Below are 19,241 nucleotides of genomic sequence, written 5' to 3' on the forward strand. Positions count from 1 at the left end.
AGCTTATTTGAACTCGACCTTGACGATCTCGTAGGACTTCCCGCCGCCAGGGGTCGAGACTTCGACCACGTCGTTCTTGCGCTTGCCGAGCAGGGCGCGGGCGATCGGGGAGGTGATGGAGATCTTGCCTTCCTTCACGTTGCCCTCGACTTCGCCGACGATCCGGTACTTGACCTTGTCTTCGGTATCTTCGTCGATCAGCGTGACCGTTGCACCGAACATGACCTGGTCGCCTTTGAGCTTGGACACGTCAATGATGTCCGCGCGGCTGAGCTTGTCCTCGAGATCGGCGATGCGCGCCTCCGTAATGCCCTGCAGCTCCTTGGCGGCATGGTATTCGGCGTTCTCGGACAGGTCTCCGTGCGAGCGGGCTTCGGCGATCAATTTGATGATCCGCGGCCGTTCGGCGGTCTTGAGATTCTTGATCTCGGCCTCGAGGGATGTGTATCCCTCTGCGGTCATCGGCACCTTTTCCATGTCAGTTCAAACTCCTTAAGGGCGGGCCCCCTTTGACAATACTGTCAAGGAATTGACCCACCGAAGTCAAGAATCTGTTGATTTAGACCGTTTTCTAAAGCTTGCCGGTGGGCTCCGCAGAGCCTCAGCCAACGTAGCTTTGTAGAGGGGCGACGGTCAGGCTGCCTGCCCGCAAGGCCCGAATGGCCTCGGTAGCGGCGAGCGCGCCGGCGAGCGTTGTATAGTAAGGAATGTGGTTCAGCAAGGCCGACCGGCGGATCGACATAGAGTCAGCCAGAGCCTTGGCGCCTTCGGTCGTGTTGAAGACGATGTCGATATCGCCGTTTGTGATGGCGTCGACGATGTGCGGGCGCCCCTCGAGGACTTTGTTGACCCGCTCGCAGGCGATCCCATGTGCGGCAAGATGGCGCTGGGTTCCCCGCGTGGCGACGATGCGGAAACCCATCTCGATCATGGTCCGCACCGGCGCGAGCAGCTTGTCCTTGTCGAGGTCCTTCACGGAAACGAAGACGGTCCCGGACAGGGGCAGCTTCGCGCCACCGCCGAGCTGGCTCTTGGCGAAGGCCACGGCGTAGTCGCGGTCGAGGCCCATCACCTCGCCGGTGGAGCGCATTTCCGGTCCGAGTACCGGATCGACCCCCGGGAACCGGGCGAAGGGAAACACCGCTTCCTTCACGGCGATATGGTCGAGCTTCGCCGGTGTCAGTCCGAAATCTTTGAGTGGTTTGCCGGCCATGACCTCGGAGGCGATGCCGGCGATCGGCTTGCCGATAACCTTGGCGACGAACGGCACCGTGCGCGAGGCTCGCGGGTTGACCTCCAGGATGTAGATGTCGTCGTTCTGGATCGCGAATTGAATGTTCATCAGCCCGACCACACTCAGCGCCCGCGCCAACTCCCTCGCTTGCCGTTCGAGTTCAGCAATGATCGCCGGTTTCAAGGAATGGGGCGGCAGCGAACAAGCGCTGTCTCCCGAATGCACGCCCGCTTCCTCGATATGCTCCATCACGCCGCAGATGAAGACGTCGCGCCCGTCGGCCAGCGCGTCCACGTCCACTTCGATGGCGTCGCGCAAGTACGAGTCGAGCAGGACGGGGCTCTTGCCGGACACGACCACGGCCTCGGCGATGTAGCGCTCGAGTTGCGCTTCCTCATGGACAATTTCCATGGCCCGGCCGCCCAGGACATAGGAGGGCCGGATCACCACGGGGAAGCCGATCCGCTTGGCGATGGCGATGGCCTCCTCGGCCGAGCGGGCAATGCCGTTCTTGGGCTGTCTCAGACCGAGCTGGTCGATCAGCGCCTTGAAGCGGTCGCGGTCTTCGGCGAGGTCGATGGCGTCGGGCGAGGTGCCGAGAATGGGGATCTGCGCGTCTTCCAAGGCCGCCGCCAACTTCAGTGGCGTCTGGCCGCCGAACTGGACGATCACGCCCTTCACGGCGCCGTTCGTCTGTTCCTTCTGGACGATCTCGAGCACGTCTTCTTCCGTGAGCGGCTCGAAATAGAGACGGTCCGATGTGTCGTAGTCGGTCGAGACGGTTTCCGGATTGCAATTGACCATGATGGTCTCGAAGCCGGCCGCCGACAGCGCGAAGGCCGCGTGGCAACAGCAATAGTCGAACTCGATACCTTGGCCGATCCGGTTGGGGCCGCCGCCGAGAATAATGATCTTGTCCGCAGCGCTCGGCCGCGCCTCGCAGGACTCGCCACTGGTGAACCCCGTCTCATAGGTCGAGTACATATAGGCCGTGGGCGAGGCGAACTCCGCCGCGCAGGTGTCGATGCGTTTGTAGACGGGGTGGACGTGCAGCGCATGCCGCGCGCGGCGCACCTCGGCGGGTGTCAGCCCGGCAAGTGAGGCCAGGCGGTCATCCGAGAAGCCCATGGCTTTCAGCGCACGGAACGCGCCTGGCGTTTGCGGCAGTCCGTGTTCGCGGACGCGGGTCTCCGTGTCGATGATGTCCTGAAGCTGCCGGATGAACCACGGGTCGATGCGGCAGCTGTCGTAGATCTGCTCGTGATCGACTCCGAGCCGGAGCGCTTGCGCGACTTTCAGAAGACGGTCGGGCGTCGGCGATCCGAGCGCTTCGCGGATCACGTTCTTGTCGTCGCCCTGGCCAAGACCCTCGAAGTGGAACTCGTCCAGCCCCGTCAGCCCCGTCTCCAGTGACCGCAATGCCTTCTGCAGGGACTCCGGGAAGGTCCGGCCGATGGCCATGGCCTCGCCGACCGACTTCATGGCCGTGGTGAGTGTCGGGGCGGAACCCTGAAACTTCTCGAAGGCGAAACGCGGAATCTTCGTCACCACGTAATCGATCGTGGGTTCGAACGAGGCGGGCGTTGCGCCGCCCGTAATGTCGTTCTCGAGTTCGTCCAGCGTATAGCCGACGGCGAGCTTGGCGGCGATCTTGGCAATGGGAAAGCCGGTTGCCTTCGACGCCAGCGCCGAGGAACGGGACACACGCGGGTTCATCTCGATGACGATGAGCCGTCCGTCCTCGGGGTTCACCGCGAACTGAACGTTCGACCCGCCGGTCTCGACGCCGATCTCGCGCAACACCGCGATCGAGGCGTCGCGCATGATCTGGTATTCCTTGTCGGTGAGCGTGAGTGCCGGCGCCACGGTGATCGAGTCGCCCGTGTGCACGCCCATCGGGTCGATGTTCTCGATGGAGCAAATGATGATGCAGTTGTCGTCCTTGTCGCGGACGACCTCCATCTCGTATTCCTTCCAGCCCAGGACCGACTCTTCGATCAGCACTTCGCAGGTGGGGGAGGCATCCAGGCCGCGCTCGACGATCTCGAGGAACTCTTCGCGGTTGTAGGCAATGCCGCCACCGGTGCCGCCGAGCGTGAACGATGGCCGGATAATGGCCGGCAGGCCGACGTCCTGCATGGCCTCAAGCGCTTCGATCAGGCCTTTCTCGACATAGCGGCGACGCCGCTCGGTCTCGTGCCGGCCCCAGTCCGCTTCGAACTCGAGCATCGCTTCGGCGCGCGCGTCCGGGTCCGAGTTCTCGGCCTCGATGCGCTCCACCTCCGCCTTGTAGGTCTCGCGGTCGGCGCGTTTCAGAGAGCCCGCATCGGCGAGGCGCGACTTGGGCGATTCGAGCCCGATCTTGTCCATGGCCTTGCGGAAGAGCTCCCGGTCTTCCGCCTTGTCGATGACGTCGGCCTTCGCCCCGATCATCTCCACGCCGTACTTCTCCAACACGCCGGAAGCTCTGGAGCTCAGCGCCGTGTTGAGGGCGGTCTGGCCGCCCATCGTGGGCAGCAGGGCGTCGGGCCGTTCGCGTTCGATGATCCGCGCGACGAACTCGGGCGTGATCGGTTCGATATAGGTGGCGTCGGCCAGATCCGGGTCCGTCATGATCGTGGCCGGGTTCGAATTGACCAGGATGATCCGGTAAGCCTCGTCCTTCAGCGCCTTGCAGGCTTGCGTGCCCGAATAGTCGAACTCGCACGCCTGGCCGATCACGATCGGACCGGCGCCGATGATCAGAATGGATTTGATGTCGTCGCGTTTGGGCATCGTTCCGGCCGGGCTATGAGGTCTTCCGCGCGGCCATCAGCTCGACGAAGCGCGTGAAGAGGTAATGACTGTCTTGGGGGCCGGGTGAGGCCTCCGGATGGTATTGCACCGAGAAGACGGGCTTGTCCTTGACCTTCAGCCCAGCGTTCGAGCCGTCGAACAAAGACGTGTGAGTCTCGGTGACCGTCTCAGGCAGGCTTTCCCGCGTCACGGCGAAGCCGTGGTTCATCGAGGTGATCTCGACCTTGTGGGTCTCGAAATCCTTGACGGGGTGATTGGCGCCGTGATGGCCCTGATGCATCTTGGCCGTCTCGGCCCCGAGCGCCCGGCCCAGCATTTGATGGCCGAGGCAGATGCCGAAGGTCGGGACCCCGCTGTCGATGATCTTCTCCAGCTCGGGGACGGCGTATTTGCCGGTCGCCGCCGGATCGCCCGGACCGTTCGAGACGAAAACGCCGTCGGGCTTGCGCGCCAGAATGGCCTCGGCGCTGGTGTCCGCCGGGACCACGGTGATCTTGCAGCCCACCGTCGCCAGCTCGCGCAGGATGTTGCGCTTCAATCCGAAGTCGATGGCGACCACATGGAAGCGCGGCGCCTCCTGACGGCCGTAGCCTTCGCCCCAGCGCCAGGACGTCTCGTCCCAGGTGTAGCTTTGCCCGCAGGTGACGTCCTTGGCGAGATCGAGGCCGACCATGCCGGACCACGCAGCGGCCTCGCGCTTCAGCGCGTCGATATCGAAAACGCCGTCCGGGGAATGCGCGATCACCGCATTCTGCATGCCGTTCTCGCGAATGAGTGCCGTCAGCGCCCGCGTGTCCACGCCCGTGATGGCGATGATGTCGCGTGCCTTGAGCCACGAGTCCAGGTCCTGCGCGGCGCGCCAATTGGACGGCGCGGTGATCGAGGTGCGCAAGACACAGCCCTTCACGCCGGACGAGGCGGCGAGATTGGAGGTTTCGATGTCCTCGGTGTTGGCGCCCACATTGCCGATATGGGGGAAGGTGAAGGTGATGATCTGTCCGGCATAGGAGGGATCGGTGAGGATCTCCTGATACCCGGTCATGGCCGTATTGAAACAGACTTCGCCCACGGCGCTGCCGGTCGCGCCCGCGCCGCGCCCTTCGATCACGGTCCCGTTCGCCAGAACGAGCAGGGCCGTCGGCGCTTCGTCCGCCCAAGGCTGCGTGCTTGCCGCTGCCGCGTGCGTCCGCGCAAGGGGCGAGGACCCTGTGTCGTGCTCGTCAGTCATCCGCGAATATCTATGTTCGGCCGGTGTCGGTGGTCGCCAAAACGAAAGCTGCAAACGGTGGGGCGTTGCGCTCTGGTCAGTCAGGCGTGAGAACCACGTTTTTTAAGGAGCGCGCGTCCTTAAGATGCGTTCTTTACGTCAGCTTTGTGACGGGGTCAATGGCGGAGCTCAAAAATTTTCTTGTTAAAACAATGCCTTAGATGCGCAAATTCGCTTGCTTGTCCGGGCGCCGTCGATTAGGTTGGTGGCTTCCTTCGAAAAGCAGCCCAAAATCGAGACAGATGCGCGAGACCATCACCGCCGCACTGAAAGCCGCGACCAAAGCGCGCGAGATGCAACGCGTGTCCACGCTTCGCCTTGTCAGCGCCGCCATCAAGGATCGCGACATCGCGGCCCGGCGTCGGGAGCCGGAAAGGCGAACCGATGCCGAACTGCTCGAACTCTTCGCCAAGATGATCAAGCAGCGCGAGGAGTCGCAGAAGATATACGCCGACGCCGGGCGTACCGAGCTTGCCGAGCAGGAAGGCGCCGAGGCTGACATCATTCGCGAGTTCCTGCCCAAGCAATTGTCCGACGCGGACATGGCCAAAGCCATCGACGACGCGATCGCCGAGACCGGCGCGAGCGGCATGCGCGACATGGGCAAAGTCATGGGCGTGCTCAAAGGCCGCTATGCCGGCCAGATGGATTTCGGCAAGGCCAGCGGCGCCGTGAAGGCCAAGCTCGGCTGATCCGTCGATTTGCTCCAAGAGTTGAGTGTGGTTACGCCCGACCGCCTTGCGGCGCATGACCGCACCGATGCGTTGATCGGCGTCGGCTCTCCATCTATCGGAATTCGATCATCGTCAGTGTCCTGATCGTGCATTGTGCAGATGCACAAAAATGTGCGTTCGATACACACTGCGAACGCCTCTTAGACACGCCAAAACCACATTGCGTTAACACTTCCGTCACACCCGCGCGAAGCCGAAACGAGTCGCGAATCTTGATTGGGTTTCCTGATCGAGACATTCAAAAATGCCCGCAAAATCAGCAGGTTTTTCGTTCTGAATTTCTGATCGAGTCATCGGGAAAATCGTGCGGCAGCGAGCCACGCGGCAGTATGTCATTGCGCTGCACCATAGACATGCCGCGATGCAGCATTACCTATCAACTCAACGGGGCGCGGAATCAGTTCGCGTCCGATTTTGAGATTGGAGGCCTACCGATGTTGAAGAACATCCTTCCTATTGCTGCCGCCGGCGCGCTTTCGCTGTTTGCGGCCACCGGCTTCGCTAGTGCCGACGACTCGCATGCGACGAATCTCGGTCCCGTCGGACCGTATCAGCCGATTCTCGCGAAGGTTGGTGACTCGCGTCTTCTTGCCTACTACGAGCCCGATCAGGGCAAGTGCGCGGTGAGCGCCGTCATGTCGACGGCGGCTGCCGATGGTGCTGTCGATGCCAAGCGCGTGCGTGTGTCGCTTCACCCCGGTGAGCTGTTTCACCTCGACGGCGTGAATAACGAGCGTGTGGTTTTCACCTGCGCGCCCGATGCCAAGGCCATGACCGTACTCAACAAGGGTGAGGTCCTGACCCGGCAGGCGAGCAACGTCGTTTACTAGGCGTCTTTGACGAGAGCCCTTGCTGCTGCGAGCGGGGACCTGGCCGGGCGGAACGTGAGTTCCGCCCGGTTTTATTTTGTCAGTTTCTCTGCAGCACTTTCCCTTGTGGGCCGCCTGCAACCAGGACAGCATGCGCGCGGTTTTCACTGCAAAGCAAAGGGACAATCTGATGAAACTTTTAAAGTTTGCGGCTGTGGTGCCGTTCGCGGCTATGGCGCTCTCGTCCGCGCCGGCACACGCTGTGCCGAAATATGCTTGCGCTGTGCACGAAGTTTTCGAGTGCACCTCCGTTTCGGGCTGCAAGCGTATCAAGCACGAGACAGCCGGCATCCCGCCCATGCTGACGCTCAACGTCAAAGAGAAGAACCTGTTCTCGGGTCTCTTCGGCGGTGGCGCCCTTTTGCAGCAGGGCGACGTCTATGAAGACGAGAAGGTCCTGATCATGCGCGGGCGCAAGGGCCTTCAGACCTGGTCGGCGGTCGTCGAAAAGCCGTCGGGGAATATGTCCGGAACGATTGCGCAGGCCGGCCGCGCCTTCACGCAGTTCGGGACGTGCGTCGAAGCCAAGTAGGCTTCGCGACGCTCGAATAGAACATGCGTGCCGTCACAGCGGCACACTGAATTGGGGCCGGGGGCAAAAGCGTCCGGCCTTTTTTCTGCGCTGTCGTTGCTCTAGCCTATGGCTCGTCACGATACGGGCTACGCCGCGCGGCAATGCGTTCGCGCCGTTTCATCAGATAGAACAGCGCGAATACCCCGATCGCGAGGAGCACAATGCCTCCGGCCCAGGCCAGAGTCGTGCCATAGACATAGATGAGGCCGAGGCCGATCGCCGGCGTGACGCTCGATGCAACGACATCGGAAAGGTCGAAGTCGAACCGCCACCAGACGAAGAGGGCGATCACGGCGAAGAGCGCGAGCAATACGACCAGAACAACTTCCATCGTCACCTGTCCCCGAAACGTCTCGACATCCGTAGAGTGCACCTTCCTGCCGCGTGGACAACGAGCATCGCTCGAACGCCAGCAGCGCTGCGCGCTAGAGCCCCTGCTCGATGGCCTTGAGCACGGAGTAGCGCAGCCGGCCGCCGCCTCTCAGGGCGATAACGAAGCGCACGCGTCCATGATTGGCCGTGTCGGCATAACCGGCCAGAGTCCTGATCCCGGACATGGTGCCGGTCTTGTTCGTGCCGCCGTCGTGTCCGTGCATCAACTCCGCATAGGTCACGAAAAGATCGAGAACCTTGGCGAGCCCCTGCGCCGTGAAGCGGTTGCCGCGGCTGAGCCCGGAACCTTCTTCCAGATAGATGTCGTCTTGAAGCCCGTGCGCGGCCAGCATCTCGTTGGCGACCATGAGAGACTTCTCGAGACTCACGGGGCCGCCGTAACGCGCCGCGCCGATCTCCAGGAAAACCTGGTTGGCGATGTAGTTGTTGGAGCCGATCAGAAGCAGATTGATGATGGCCGCGAGGCTTCGTGACTGCTGATGCACGTAAACAGGTTGGAGTCCCGGCGGCACCGGCCCGATCGTGATCTTGCCCTCCACCTTGCCGCCAGACTGCTTCATGAACGCTTCGAGCAACTCGCCCGCATAGAGCAGGCTGAGCTCGGGATCCTTCGCAAGACTGATGCGGCCGCGTCCGTTCGGGCCCCGTGACCTGAACTGACTCACGGCCAACGGCGTAAGCGGCGTCTGTTTCTCGCCGGGATAGACCTTGGTGCCGCGGCGCACCGCGCTGATCGTGTTGAAGTTCACCGCCAGTGCGGAGTTCAGCGCGTTGTACGAGCGGCTGTTGTCTTCGATCCCCGGGATGCTGACCTTCTCGGGATAGTAGCTTGGATCCAGCACCATGCCCGTGATCGGCTCAGGCCCGATCGCCGCGACCAGTTCCGGCGCCAGCAGGGCCAGCTCCTCGGAGACCAGCATCGGGTCGCCGCCGCCGCGCACGTAGAGCACGCGATTCTCGTCGAGATAGAAATGCGTCTTGAAGCGATAGGCCGGGCCCAGGACCTCCATCGCGAGCCACGAGGTCACGACTTTCGCGACGGAAGCCGGAACGAACGGCTTGTCGGCGTTCTGCGTGATGAGCTCGGTGCCCTGTTCGTCGATCACATAGACAATGCCGTTGGGCGCCAGCGCTCTGACGCGTTCCTTCGCGCCGGCGAACGAAACCGTTGCGATTCCTTGAGCGGGCAGGAGAACGAAGGCAAGGATCAGCAGGCGGGACCACATAGTAGCTCTCTTTTACAGGCCGACCGAACGAAATGGCTACAGTGATCTTGGTTTGCGACAGAGGCGTTTACATGACCACCCGCACACGGGTGGTATCAAACGGTGGCATTGCGCGGCGGCAGCGCCAGTCGCGCAAGTGCCGCATGCCGAACGCTCGCGAGCCAAAGCGCATCTTTGGATTGCGCCACGGCGGTCACGAACGAGTAGCGGCGGTGGCGCATGCGGATATTGTAGACGAGCCGTCCATCGAGATCGTAGGCCTGCACCCACACGATACGTTTGGGGCGCGGCTGCAGGGCGCGCGGCAGCTTCAGCGCGAGCGTCCGCAAGGCCGGGTGTCGTGGCAGCAGGAAGTCGAGCAACGCAATGCGCGGCGCCGGCAGCGCCACCCACAACAGTCCCGTATTCGATAGGCTGATATTGTCGGGAAAGCCGTGCAGCCCGGTGACGAAATCGCTCCAGGTTCCGGCGCGCTCGCCCTTCAGCCAATAGCGGCGGATCCGGTAGCCGAGTGTTTCGGCGACATAGAGACAGGACTCATCCGGTGCGAGCGCAATTCCGTTCGCGAAGGCGAGGTTCCGGTCGAGCACGGCGGCATCTCCATTAGAGTGTACACGGATCAATCTCCCCGATGTCGCGTGCGCAATGACATCCGCCTGGTAGTCGTTCCACGTGGCCGTTTCGGACGACGTGGTTAGGTAGATGCTCCCGTCCTCGGATCGGACGGCGTTGCTGCAAAAGCGCAAGGGTGCGCCTTCGATCTCGTTCAGCACGACTGTGACGCGCCCGGTTGCGGGGTCGAGGCACAGCAGGCCCTTGTCGTGATCGCACGCCAGCAATGTTCCGTCCGCGCAGGCCTCGAGACCCAGCGGCCGACCGCCCGTATTGCCGAGAACGGCAGTGCCGTCCGGCGTCAGGCGCACCACATCGCCATTGCCAAGGCCGGTGACCACCGCTCCGCCGTCCTCGATCAGGACATCCTCGCCGCCGGAGCCGGGGAGGCCGTGCAGGGACAGCGGTGCCGTGATCGCCTTGTCGCGGGACTCGTTAATCCGGGACTGGGCGGCGGCCGCCAGCGGACCGGTCTGTGCAAAGCCATGCTTTGCGATGCCACGTTCCGCGGGGCGAGGGAAGGGCGGGGGCTAAGTGCGGCGGAGCAGGGGCTGGGCTGCCCGGCCGCTCACGCCGGCAGAGGTCCGGGCACCAGGTCGCGGTAGGCGCGCCAGCTGGCAAGACCGAGCCACGGGAAGACGACGATCAGCGCGATGAAACCGGTCGCGGCGCTCGCCAGGGTCAAGACGCCGAGGATCGCGGCCCATATCAGCATCGGCCAGAAGTTCTCGGCCACGGCCCGGACGCTGGTGGCGATGGCCGTGAAAACCCCCGTATGGCGATCGAGCAGCATCGGCGCCGCTACGACGACACCGCAATAGGTGAGAAAGGCGATCAAGCCTCCGGCCAGCGTGCCCGTGACGAGCATGGTGTTCCCGTCCGACGTCGTGAGAGCGAAGGTGACGAAGTCGTCGACGGTCCGGTGCAACTGATAGGTCGACAGGCCATACACGATCTGGGCGATACGCCCCCAAAGCAGGTAGATCATCAGCAGGAATAGACCGAGATAGGCAAGATCGCCGCGGACGGCGTCCCGGACATAGAGCATCTCTCCGAGCGTCGGCTTCTCGCCGCGCTCGATGCTGCGTCCCGCCTGGTACAGCCCCATGGCGATCATTGGGGCGACGAACACGAAGCCGCAGGTTAGGGCCAAGGCCCAAAACTCTGCGTTGGAGACAACCAACGCGTAGCCGATGGCAAAACTCACGATCGCGAGGAGAAGGCCATAGGTCAGGCAGGGTACGGGCGCCTCCAAAGGTCGCGCCAGCCGCCGGCGAGCCACCGGAACGGCGCCTTCCAATCGACAATGGCGATATCGGGCAGTCCGCCTGAAGTCTCCACACCATCCTCCCCCAAAGTGGCCCCGCATCGGGCAACGGCCCTATGGCCGTCGCCGGCAGAGCAGTTGCATGCTCGCGAAATGGGGCGTATGCGTCCTTGCGGCACATCAAGCCCACGCGGGTCCTTAGGGGCTTAGGCGGGGCAGTGCAAGGCGGTTCTAGGAGGCTTCGGCCTGTCCGCCGGCCGACGCGGTGAAGCTGGGCGGCTTGGGTGCTTCTGGGGCCGGGGCCGGCTGAGCGGCCTGTGCCGCCGGATCGAGCTTTGTCCTGTTGGGCCTGGTCTTCGCCAGCACCCGCTGCATCTGCTTTGGCAGATACGGCTCGGCGGTGTTCAGCTTGTCGTCGAGCCCCTTGTTGCGCTGGCGCAAAAGACGCGCCCAGGCGGCGATGGTGGGGCTGCTGGCGATCAGGAGCGTCAGTCCGATCACCATGAGAATGACGCCGGTCGGGATCGGCAGCCAAACGGTGGCAAGGCCCGCGATCATGCAGACCGCGCCGGCGATCTTCAAAATGAGGTTGCTCAGACTCGAGCCATTCCTGCCGCGCATCCGTCCTGCGTAGTGAATGCCGGTGACAGTTCTATGGCGCGACCGTGGCGCGGGCAGGGAACGCCGATCCGCCGCCGGCATGTTCGCGATCAGTCTTGACCGTCGGCTTCGCCATGTCCCTCCAGCCGCCGAAGCAACTCGGCCATGGTGTAGCGCGTCGTCTCGATGGCCTCCACAGGCAGGCCTTCGGCGAGGTCGTTGACCCAAGGCGCCTGCAGTTTCATGGCCGCGTCGAACCTGCGCCTACCCTCGTCGGTGAGAACGACAAGCTGAGCGCGCTTGTGATGCGGGTTCGGCTTGAACATCACGAGACCGTCTCTCTCCAGGTCGTTGACGATGCGCTGGACGTTTTGGCGGTTGGCGCCCATGTCGCGCGCCAGCCAAGCCACCGGCTGCGCCCGCTCAGCGGCAACGATTGTTCCGAGCACTTGCCAGCGTCCGCTCGTGAGACCTAGCCCGGAAATCAGCCGGTCTCCGGCGGCGAGGACGCGGTTGTTGAGGCGAAACAGATCGAGAATGAGGTCGGTCAGGGCGCTTCCGGCCGGCGTTCGCAGTCGAGGGGTCATGATTGGTTCCATAGGCTAATATTGACATCATCATGTCAAATATATATGTGAGCATCATATCAAATTGACATCATGCTACCAAACTGAACGGAGCTTTTCATGTCCTTCATACGGCCACTCGACCCCGCCTTTCCGATCGACCGTCAACTGGCGGTGGATGCCTCCCCCGTCGTGCTGGTGAACGTCTTCACGCTCGAAAAAGCGGACGAAGAACTGTTTCTGAAGGCGTGGCAGCAGGACGCGGAGTTCATGAAGCGGCAGCCGGGCTTCATATCCACCCAGCTCCACCGCGCGATCGGTGAGAGCCCTGCCTATCTCAACTACGCGGTTTGGGAATCGACGGGACACTTCCGGGCGGCGTTCGATAATCCCGAGTTCGTGGCAACGCACGCAGCCTACCCGTCATCCGCCGTGGCCGCGCCGCACCTGTTCCAGAAGGTCGCTGTGGCCGGGATTTGCGTCGCCTAGCGGCCGCGAACGCCCCGGAACGGAGAGTGTGGCGATGCTTAAGATCCTTCATCCAGTAGCGGGCGCGGTCGCGCTCGTGACGATTGCGACCTTCTGGCTCTCAACGGCCTTCAGCGAGCTATTCGCGTCCGAAGCGGCCGTGACCGCCGTCAAGACGGCCATACCGTGGGGCTTCCTCCTGCTGATTCCGGCCCTTGCCGCTGCGGGAGGATCGGGATTTGCCCTGGCGCATGGGCGCCGAGCCGGGTTGATCGGCCGGAAAATCAAACGCATGCCGCTCATTGCCGCGAACGGCATCCTGGTCTTGATTCCGGCGGCGTTTTTTCTCGCCTTCAAGGCGCGCGCCGGAGAGTTCGATGCCGTCTTCTATCTGCTGCAAGCGGTCGAACTCTTTGCCGGTGCGATGAACATCGCGCTGATCGGCCTCAATATGCGCGACGGCCTCAGGATGGCGGGGCGGTTGCGCGCCCGGCCCGGGTGACCCATTCCGGGCAGACCGCCCCTTTGGCGGCACAGTGCCCGCCGGGATGGGCGGATCCCCCCGTTTCTCTTTTGTTCCAAACAGTGGATAGTGTTGAAGATTGAGAATCGCACCGCGCTTCGGCGCGCCGATAAGCCCACTGTCGTTGAAATGAAGTTCTCCGATTCGTTCTTGGATGAGGTCCGTGCCCGGCTCCCCGTGAGCCAGGTCGTGTCGCGCCGCGTGCAGCTCAAGCGGGCCGGGCGCGAGTTCAAGGGGCTGTCTCCCTTCAACAAGGAGAAGACGCCGTCCTTCACCGTGAACGATCAGAAGGGCTTTTATCACTGCTTCTCGTCCGGCCGGCATGGCGACATCTTCCGCTTCGTCATGGAGACGGAAGGTTTGAGTTTTCCCGAAGCGGTGGAGCGGCTGGCGGGGGAGGCGGGCGTGCCGATGCCCGCGCCCGATCCCCAATACGAGCGCACGGTCAAGGAGCGGCTCGGGCTCATGGACGCGCTCGAAGCCGCCGCCAAGGTCTTCGAGCAGGCATTGCGGTCGTCGGTTGGGCGCGACGCGCTCGCCTATGCCGAGGGGCGCGGGCTGAGCCGAGAGACCATCGTCGAGTTCCGCATCGGCTATGCACCCGGCGGACGCGACACGCTCAAGAACGCGCTGCTGCAAAAGGGTTTCAGCGAGGCGCAGCTTCTCGATACCGGTCTCGTCATCAAGCCGGACGACGGTCGTCCCACTTACGACCGTTTCCGCGATCGGCTGACGATCCCGATTCTCGACGTGAAATCGCGTGTCATCGCATTCGGTGCCCGCGCGCTGGCCCCCGATGCGCAGCCCAAATATCTGAACTCGCCGGAGACGCGGCTGTTCGACAAGGGCTCCCAAGTGTTCAACTTCGCCCGCGCGCGCGGCTCCGCCTTCGATAAGGGCGAGTTGATCGTCACGGAAGGCTATATGGATGTGATTGCGCTGCACCAGGCCGGCTTCAAGAACGCGGTGGCCACGCTGGGGACGGCCTTCACCGCGCGGCAGATGGAGCAGCTCTGGCAGCTCGCGCCCGAGCCCGTGATCTGCTTCGACGGCGACCGGGCAGGCGAGGCCGCCGCGGCGCGGGCCGTGGACCGGATGCTGCCCGTGCTGCGCGAAGGCCATTCGTTCCGCTTCGCCTTCCTGCCCCAAGGCCAGGACCCGGACGATCTCGTCCGCAGCGCCGGGCCGTCCGCCTTTTCGGCCTATCTCAAGAACGCCATGCCGCTGATCGACATGGCCTGGCGCCGGGAGATGCGCGCCGGCGCCATCGACACGCCGGAGCGGCGCGCCGCCTCGAAGCGCGGCTCGAGACGTTGTTGAACGAGATCGAGAATGTGCGCGTCCGCGAACACTATCGCCGCGAGATCAAAAACAGGCTGTTCGAACTGTGGCGGCCGCAGCCGCGACGCGGCAAGGACGGTCGGCCGGGCCGGAGCAATGGAGCGAAGTCCGTCCGCCGGGAGGCGCTGCCGCCGCCAACCGCGTATGGGTTCGGTACGATCGTTGCTCTGGCGCTCGTGAACCATCCTTGGCTGCTCGATCAGTACGCCGAAGAGATCGCGAGCGTGGATGTGACGGACAAGAAGCTCGCCGCACTGCTCGCCGCCGCCACGAGAGCCATCCACGACGACCATGCCATCACGCGCGAGGCGTTGATCGCGAAACTCCGCGACGGATCCAACGGGGAGCTGCTGGACCGGCTGTTCTTGGAAAGCCATCATGCGCGGCATGCCTTCCTGAAACCCGATATGCCGCGCGACGAGGTGGAGGAGCAGTTCACGGACATGCTCTATCGCTGGCGGGCGCTGCCGACGCTCAGCCGTGAGATCGCCGAAAGCGCCGAGCTATCGCCGACATGTCCGAAGCAGAGTACGAGCGCTTCGCCGTTCTGCAGCAGGAAGTGGCGAGCGTCGGCCTCAAGCAGGACACGGACGATGCGGCCATGCGCGACGCGAAGCAGCGTTTTCAGGACATGCTCGCGCGCCTAAAAAGCGCGCCACCCGCCAAAGGCGCCGCCGGCAGGGTGGGCATTAGCGGCGCCGCCGGACCTGCTAGGCCTTCGATTCCAAAAACTTCTTCAAGCCATCGAAGTCCATGACCGGGGCGATCTGATGCACGTTGAGATCCGTCCAGGGATCGAACAGGGCCATGATCGCTTCTGCGCTATCGGATTCGAAGATGCTCCAGGTTTCCTGCTGCGTGAGCGATATCCACGCGCCGAGCAGCTTCACGCCCGAGGGTTCGACCACGCCGTTCTCCATGAATCGCGCCAAACTCTCATCGCGCGCGTCGGGGTCGATCGTCACATAGCAAACAAAAAGCATGGTGTGCTCCACTCGCTAAGCCGTCGCCATTGGCAGCACGGGCGCAAGCCTTGGAGGAAGCCCGTGCCACCACAAGATTGGCGATTGTATACGACATCGCGTTGACCGCACGCGCCGATGATTGCCGGCGGACAGTTCTGTGGGTGCCAGACAAATCCCGGAATCCTCCTTGATTTTAGCGTCCCACGCGACCATTCTCCGCGGCAATTCAAGGATGCGGAAGGAGCCTTATGGCGAAGGAAGAAATGCTCGAATTTCCGGGGGTGGTCACCGAACTCCTCCCGAACGCCACTTTCAGGGTGAAACTCGAGAACGAACACGAGATTATCGCCCACACGGCGGGACGTATGCGCAAGAACCGGATTAGGGTGCTTGCTGGTGACAAAGTTTTGGTCGAGATGACCCCTTATGATCTCACTAAAGGTCGGATCACTTACCGGTTTAAGCAAGCTCGGGCTGAAACGGAGCACGCCGGCGCCAGCCGAGTCGGAGCCCGTGGCCGCGGCTGTGCCGGGTAAGATCAAGGCGCCGAAGCGGCCGACGCGCCGCCGTGCGCCGAAGCCGGGCTCCAGCTTCCGGCCGAAACTCGTGCTCGCCTCCGCGTCTCCGCGCCGGCTGCAGCTGCTCGAACAGGCAGGGCTTGTGCCGGACGCGCTGCGCCCGTCCTCGGTCGACGAGAGCGTCTCGAAGGGCGAGGTGCCGCGTCAGATCGTCCGGCGGCTGGCCAAGGCCAAGGCCGAGGCCGCGCTGAAGCTCGTCAAAAACGAGCCGGAACTCGGCAAGTGTTTCCTGATCGCTGCCGATACGGTTGTCGCCGTCGGCCGGCGCGTGCTCGGCAAGGCCGAGCTCGAGAACGAGGCCGCGGACATGCTGCGGCTCCTGCGCGGCCGCGCCCATCGCGTCTACACGGCGGTGACCATGGTGACGCCCGAGGGGCGGTGGCGCGAGCGCGTGGTCGAGACCCGCGTTCGTTTCCGCAACATCACCGACCAGGAGATCGGCGCCTATCTCGCCAGCGGCGAATGGCGCGGCAAGGCAGGCGGCTATGCCATTCAGGCATTGCCGGGGCCTTTCGTCATCAAGCTGGTGGGCTCCTATACCAATGTGGTGGGCCTGCCGCTCACCGAGACGGTCAGCATGCTGGCGGGCGAGGGCTATCCGGTGGCGCTGCTGTGGCTGGCCAAGGCCGAGGTCGACTCCGAGTGACCGCCGGACGGGACAGCAAAGCGGCGCAAAAGGCGGTCGCGCGCTGCCCGATCTGCCGCAAGCCGACGGTCAAGGCCCATCGTCCCTTCTGCTCGAAGCGCTGTGCGGAGCTCGATCTCGGGCGCTGGCTCAAGGGCGCCTATGCCGTTCCCGGAGACCCCGCCGAGGAGGCCTATCCCGAGCCGCCCGCCGGCTGGAACGAGGACTGAGCCCACAAACTTACTGGTCGCACGCGGACGCAAAAACCCGCGAAGTCCGGTCTCGACAGAGCCCGGCCGATTGCCTATAAGCCAGGGCCTTACGGGATAGGGCCTTGCGCGGTTTTTTCGCCAGGCGGCCCATCGCGTCCAGCCTGACAGTAGGCACGCCCAGGTAGCTCAGTTGGTAGAGCAGCGGACTGAAAATCCGCGTGTCGGTGGTTCGAATCCGCCCCTGGGCACCATTCTCCGCCAGCATAGGCTGCAAAGCGCAGCTATGAACGGGGCCGGTCCTCGATCTCCAGCGTCACGATCCGCGCCAACAGTGTCGCGGGATAGAGCTGTCCGACCATGGCTTCCACCAAGACAAGGCTTCGCGCGACAGGATGCAGTGCCGTGATGTCGCCCGAGCCGATTCCCGTCAGCGCCCCGAAGCTGAAATAGATCATCGTGTCCGCCAGAGACGCACTGTCCTTTACGATATAACCGGAGAAGGCATTCTCGGACGCGGCGCCGATGAACGTGAAGATCGCGCTGAATGCTAGACCGATGACGAGATAGAGCAGGATAGCGCCCACCACCCGGTGATAGGTCACACGTCCGGGTGCGAAAACCACGCGTCCCACTTCGCTCATGAGCGCCAGGCTGATCAGCAGCCATGCCGTCGCATCGAGATACACATCGACCATAGAGGGATGGAAGTGACGGCGAACCGAGGCGATGGCCGCGAGCACGAGGGCGATCAGCAGAGCCCAGAGCGCGAGGCGTTTCCCGGACAGGACAAGGACCGCGCCGGTGAGAACGGTCACGAGTGCGAACCCGATTTCTTGTATGCCGGGAATTCTCTCGGCGCGAAGGGGCGCGAGGACGAAGATCAACACTGCAAGCAAGATGGTCAACGCCGTAAGCAGTGGGTCTTGCCACCGCTCCCGCAGTTCGCTCATGCTCCGAACCATAGCGTTTCCCCAATTCCCTGATCACGCCGGCGGCGGACGCGCGGTACGCGACCGGACTATACTAGGCGTTGGGCCGTCGGGGGAGTGATGCAGGCAAGTCAGAGCGAAGAAGATGTGGGCGCGAGCGCGCTGCGCGCTGCCGCCCAGTTGCGCATCCTCGTCCTTGGCGGGACGGGCTTGATTGGCGCGGCGGTGTCGGCGCGCCTCCGCTCTGATGGTCATGACGTGATCAGGCTGGCGCGTTCCATCCCCTCGCGCACGGACCGGGCCGGAGCGATCGCAGCCGATATCGCAAAGCTCACCCAGGAAGAGGATTGGCTTCCGTACCTCGAGGGCGTCGATGCCGTCGTCAATTGTGCCGGTGCCCTCCAGGACAGTGCTCAAGACTCGACGGCGGGCGTCACCGCGATGGGATGGGCGCGCTGTTCAGGGCATGTGTCGCGCGGCAGGTGCGGCGCGATCCAGATTTCGGCGATCGGCGTCGACCGCCCGAACCCGACGGCGTTTTCCCGCACCAAGAGCGAAGGCGACACGCTTCTTATGGGCAGCGACCTCGATTGGGTGATCCTGCGTCCGGTCGTGGTGATCGGCCGCGCGGCCTTCGGCGGGAGTGCGCTGCTGCGGGCGCTCGCCGCGTTTCCCGTCCTGGCGGTACCGGCGGATGCAAGACCGTTCCAAACGGTTCAACTCGACGATCTGACGGAATCGGTGGCCTTTTTCCTGAAGCCGGAGGCGCCGTCGAAACTGACGCTGGAGGTCGCGGCGCCTGATCTCTTGCGGTTCGAAGAGGTCGTCGCCTCGTTCCGCAGATGGTTCGGTTGGAAGCCGGCCAGGATCGTTCGCGCGCCGAAAGCGCTCGAGCGCCTCGTCTACGGTCTGGGCGATGCAGTCAGCTGGCTTGGCTGGCGTCCGCCGCTGCGCAGCACCGCCAGGCTGGAGATCGAGCGCGGCGCCGTCGGCGATCCCAGCGACTGGATGAAGACAACCGGCATCGATCCGATATCCTTCCAGGACGGGCTCGCGGCCGAACCGCCATCGGTTCAGGAGAAGTGGTTTGCGCGCCTCTATCTTCTAAAGCCGGTGGTCCTGGGCGTCTTGGCCCTGTACTGGGTCCTCACGGGGCTGATTGCGCTTGGCCCCGGATGGCAGGGAGCGTTGGACCCGCTGAATGCAGCCGCGCCGGCGCCGCCGGGCCATGGCTGGGTCGTCGCGGGTTCGGTGGCCGATATCGCGATCGGGCTCGGGACCGCCTACCGGCGGACGGCGCGTGTTGCGCTTTGGGCCGCGCTGGGGCTTTCCGCTGCCTATCTCGTGGCCGGGACGATCCTTCTGCCCGCGCTATGGGTCGATCCGCTGGGGCCGCTCGTGAAGGTCATTCCGATTGTCGTGCTGACCCTCGTCGCCCTGATGATCCTGGAAGAGCGCTGAT

21 protein-coding genes, 1 tRNA gene and 1 pseudogene are annotated in these 19,241 nt (G+C 63.6%); 12 read left to right on the top strand and 11 right to left on the bottom strand.

The window, feature by feature from the left end:
- Positions 1-3 precede the first annotated feature (3 nt).
- The 3 genes from greA to carA form a co-directional block, all read right to left on the bottom strand.
- Positions 4-477, bottom strand: coding sequence for a transcription elongation factor GreA (gene greA, locus AUC70_RS08635; RefSeq protein WP_069444449.1), 474 nt, complete (start codon positions 475-477; stop codon positions 4-6).
- A 124-nt stretch (positions 478-601) separates the two neighbouring features.
- Positions 602-4,009, bottom strand: coding sequence for a carbamoyl-phosphate synthase large subunit (gene carB, locus AUC70_RS08640; protein WP_069444450.1), 3,408 nt, complete (start codon positions 4,007-4,009; stop codon positions 602-604).
- Positions 4,010-4,022: 13 nt separating this feature from the next.
- The gene (gene carA, locus AUC70_RS08645; RefSeq protein ID WP_069444451.1) at positions 4,023-5,258 is read right to left on the bottom strand and encodes a glutamine-hydrolyzing carbamoyl-phosphate synthase small subunit; all 1,236 of its coding nucleotides are present in this window, start codon (positions 5,256-5,258) and stop codon (positions 4,023-4,025) included.
- A 281-nt stretch (positions 5,259-5,539) separates the two neighbouring features.
- Here carA and AUC70_RS08650 point away from each other — a divergent pair, with 281 nt between their 5' ends.
- From AUC70_RS08650 to AUC70_RS08660, 3 genes are all read left to right on the top strand, one after another.
- Positions 5,540-5,989, top strand: coding sequence for a GatB/YqeY domain-containing protein (locus tag AUC70_RS08650; protein WP_069444452.1), 450 nt, complete (start codon positions 5,540-5,542; stop codon positions 5,987-5,989).
- 254 nt (positions 5,990-6,243) lie between these two features.
- A complete protein-coding gene (locus AUC70_RS08655) occupies positions 6,244-6,861 on the top strand; it encodes a hypothetical protein (RefSeq protein ID WP_141702036.1) in 618 nt (205 codons plus the stop codon).
- Positions 6,862-7,030: 169 nt separating this feature from the next.
- A complete protein-coding gene (locus tag AUC70_RS08660; RefSeq protein ID WP_141702037.1) occupies positions 7,031-7,432 on the top strand; it encodes a hypothetical protein in 402 nt (133 codons plus the stop codon).
- Positions 7,433-7,538: 106 nt separating this feature from the next.
- Here AUC70_RS08660 and AUC70_RS08665 read toward each other — a convergent pair whose 3' ends face one another.
- The 6 genes from AUC70_RS08665 to AUC70_RS08690 all read right to left on the bottom strand — a co-directional run bounded on the left by AUC70_RS08665 (position 7,539) and on the right by AUC70_RS08690 (position 12,159).
- Positions 7,539-7,805, bottom strand: a complete 267-nt coding sequence (locus AUC70_RS08665; RefSeq protein WP_069444455.1) for a hypothetical protein — start codon at positions 7,803-7,805, stop codon at positions 7,539-7,541.
- A gap of 94 nt (positions 7,806-7,899) precedes the next feature.
- The gene (locus tag AUC70_RS08670; protein WP_069444456.1) at positions 7,900-9,093 is read right to left on the bottom strand and encodes a D-alanyl-D-alanine carboxypeptidase/D-alanyl-D-alanine-endopeptidase; all 1,194 of its coding nucleotides are present in this window, start codon (positions 9,091-9,093) and stop codon (positions 7,900-7,902) included.
- A gap of 95 nt (positions 9,094-9,188) precedes the next feature.
- Positions 9,189-10,046: an SMP-30/gluconolactonase/LRE family protein gene (locus AUC70_RS08675; protein WP_158007410.1), complete on the bottom strand. Its 858-nt coding sequence runs from the start codon at positions 10,044-10,046 to the stop codon at positions 9,189-9,191.
- A gap of 227 nt (positions 10,047-10,273) precedes the next feature.
- Complete coding sequence (locus AUC70_RS08680) at positions 10,274-10,987, bottom strand: DUF2189 domain-containing protein (RefSeq protein WP_206599337.1); 714 nt, start codon at positions 10,985-10,987, stop codon at positions 10,274-10,276.
- Between the two features lie 216 nt (positions 10,988-11,203).
- Complete coding sequence (locus AUC70_RS08685) at positions 11,204-11,593, bottom strand: hypothetical protein (protein WP_069444459.1); 390 nt, start codon at positions 11,591-11,593, stop codon at positions 11,204-11,206.
- Positions 11,594-11,682: 89 nt separating this feature from the next.
- Entirely contained in the window at positions 11,683-12,159 is a 477-nt protein-coding gene (locus AUC70_RS08690; protein WP_069444644.1) for a MarR family winged helix-turn-helix transcriptional regulator, read from the bottom strand.
- A gap of 99 nt (positions 12,160-12,258) precedes the next feature.
- Between AUC70_RS08690 and AUC70_RS08695 the strand changes: the two genes are divergently transcribed.
- The 4 genes from AUC70_RS08695 (at position 12,259) to AUC70_RS08710 (ending at position 15,117) form a co-directional block, all read left to right on the top strand.
- Positions 12,259-12,627, top strand: a complete 369-nt coding sequence (locus AUC70_RS08695; RefSeq protein WP_069444460.1) for an antibiotic biosynthesis monooxygenase family protein — start codon at positions 12,259-12,261, stop codon at positions 12,625-12,627.
- A gap of 139 nt (positions 12,628-12,766) precedes the next feature.
- Positions 12,767-13,108: a hypothetical protein gene (locus tag AUC70_RS08700; RefSeq protein WP_425283588.1), complete on the top strand. Its 342-nt coding sequence runs from the start codon at positions 12,767-12,769 to the stop codon at positions 13,106-13,108.
- A 90-nt stretch (positions 13,109-13,198) separates the two neighbouring features.
- The gene (dnaG, locus tag AUC70_RS08705; protein ID WP_141702038.1) at positions 13,199-14,449 is read left to right on the top strand and encodes a DNA primase; all 1,251 of its coding nucleotides are present in this window, start codon (positions 13,199-13,201) and stop codon (positions 14,447-14,449) included.
- On the top strand, positions 14,446-15,117 hold the full coding sequence (locus AUC70_RS08710; RefSeq protein WP_069444463.1) for a hypothetical protein: 672 nt from the start codon (positions 14,446-14,448) through the stop codon (positions 15,115-15,117). The genes dnaG and AUC70_RS08710 overlap by 4 nt, the downstream gene beginning before the upstream one ends.
- A 63-nt stretch (positions 15,118-15,180) precedes the next feature.
- On the opposite strand, the gene AUC70_RS08715 is transcribed toward AUC70_RS08710, so the two are convergent.
- Positions 15,181-15,453, bottom strand: coding sequence for a DUF3303 domain-containing protein (locus tag AUC70_RS08715; protein WP_069444645.1), 273 nt, complete (start codon positions 15,451-15,453; stop codon positions 15,181-15,183).
- Positions 15,454-15,683: 230 nt separating this feature from the next.
- Here AUC70_RS08715 and infA point away from each other — a divergent pair.
- From infA to AUC70_RS08735, 4 genes and pseudogenes are all read left to right on the top strand, one after another.
- A pseudogene (infA, locus tag AUC70_RS08720) lies at positions 15,684-15,899 on the top strand (translation initiation factor IF-1); the annotation flags it as partial.
- Positions 15,900-15,948: 49 nt separating this feature from the next.
- A complete protein-coding gene (locus tag AUC70_RS08725) occupies positions 15,949-16,659 on the top strand; it encodes a Maf family nucleotide pyrophosphatase (protein ID WP_425283589.1) in 711 nt (236 codons plus the stop codon).
- A complete protein-coding gene (locus tag AUC70_RS08730) occupies positions 16,656-16,868 on the top strand; it encodes a DNA gyrase inhibitor YacG (RefSeq protein WP_069444464.1) in 213 nt (70 codons plus the stop codon). The genes AUC70_RS08725 and AUC70_RS08730 overlap by 4 nt, the downstream gene beginning before the upstream one ends.
- A gap of 157 nt (positions 16,869-17,025) precedes the next feature.
- A tRNA-Phe gene (locus AUC70_RS08735) sits at positions 17,026-17,101 on the top strand.
- 30 nt (positions 17,102-17,131) lie between these two features.
- Here the strand turns inward: AUC70_RS08735 and AUC70_RS08740 are convergent.
- Positions 17,132-17,812, bottom strand: coding sequence for an ion channel (locus AUC70_RS08740; protein WP_069444465.1), 681 nt, complete (start codon positions 17,810-17,812; stop codon positions 17,132-17,134).
- Between the two features lie 87 nt (positions 17,813-17,899).
- Here AUC70_RS08740 and AUC70_RS08745 point away from each other — a divergent pair, with 87 nt between their 5' ends.
- The gene (locus tag AUC70_RS08745) at positions 17,900-19,240 is read left to right on the top strand and encodes an SDR family oxidoreductase (RefSeq protein ID WP_083241420.1); all 1,341 of its coding nucleotides are present in this window, start codon (positions 17,900-17,902) and stop codon (positions 19,238-19,240) included.
- Position 19,241 lies beyond the last annotated feature (1 nt).

The sequence above is a fragment of the Methyloceanibacter stevinii genome (assembly GCF_001723355.1).
Taxonomy (GTDB): domain Bacteria; phylum Pseudomonadota; class Alphaproteobacteria; order Rhizobiales; family Methyloligellaceae; genus Methyloceanibacter; species Methyloceanibacter stevinii.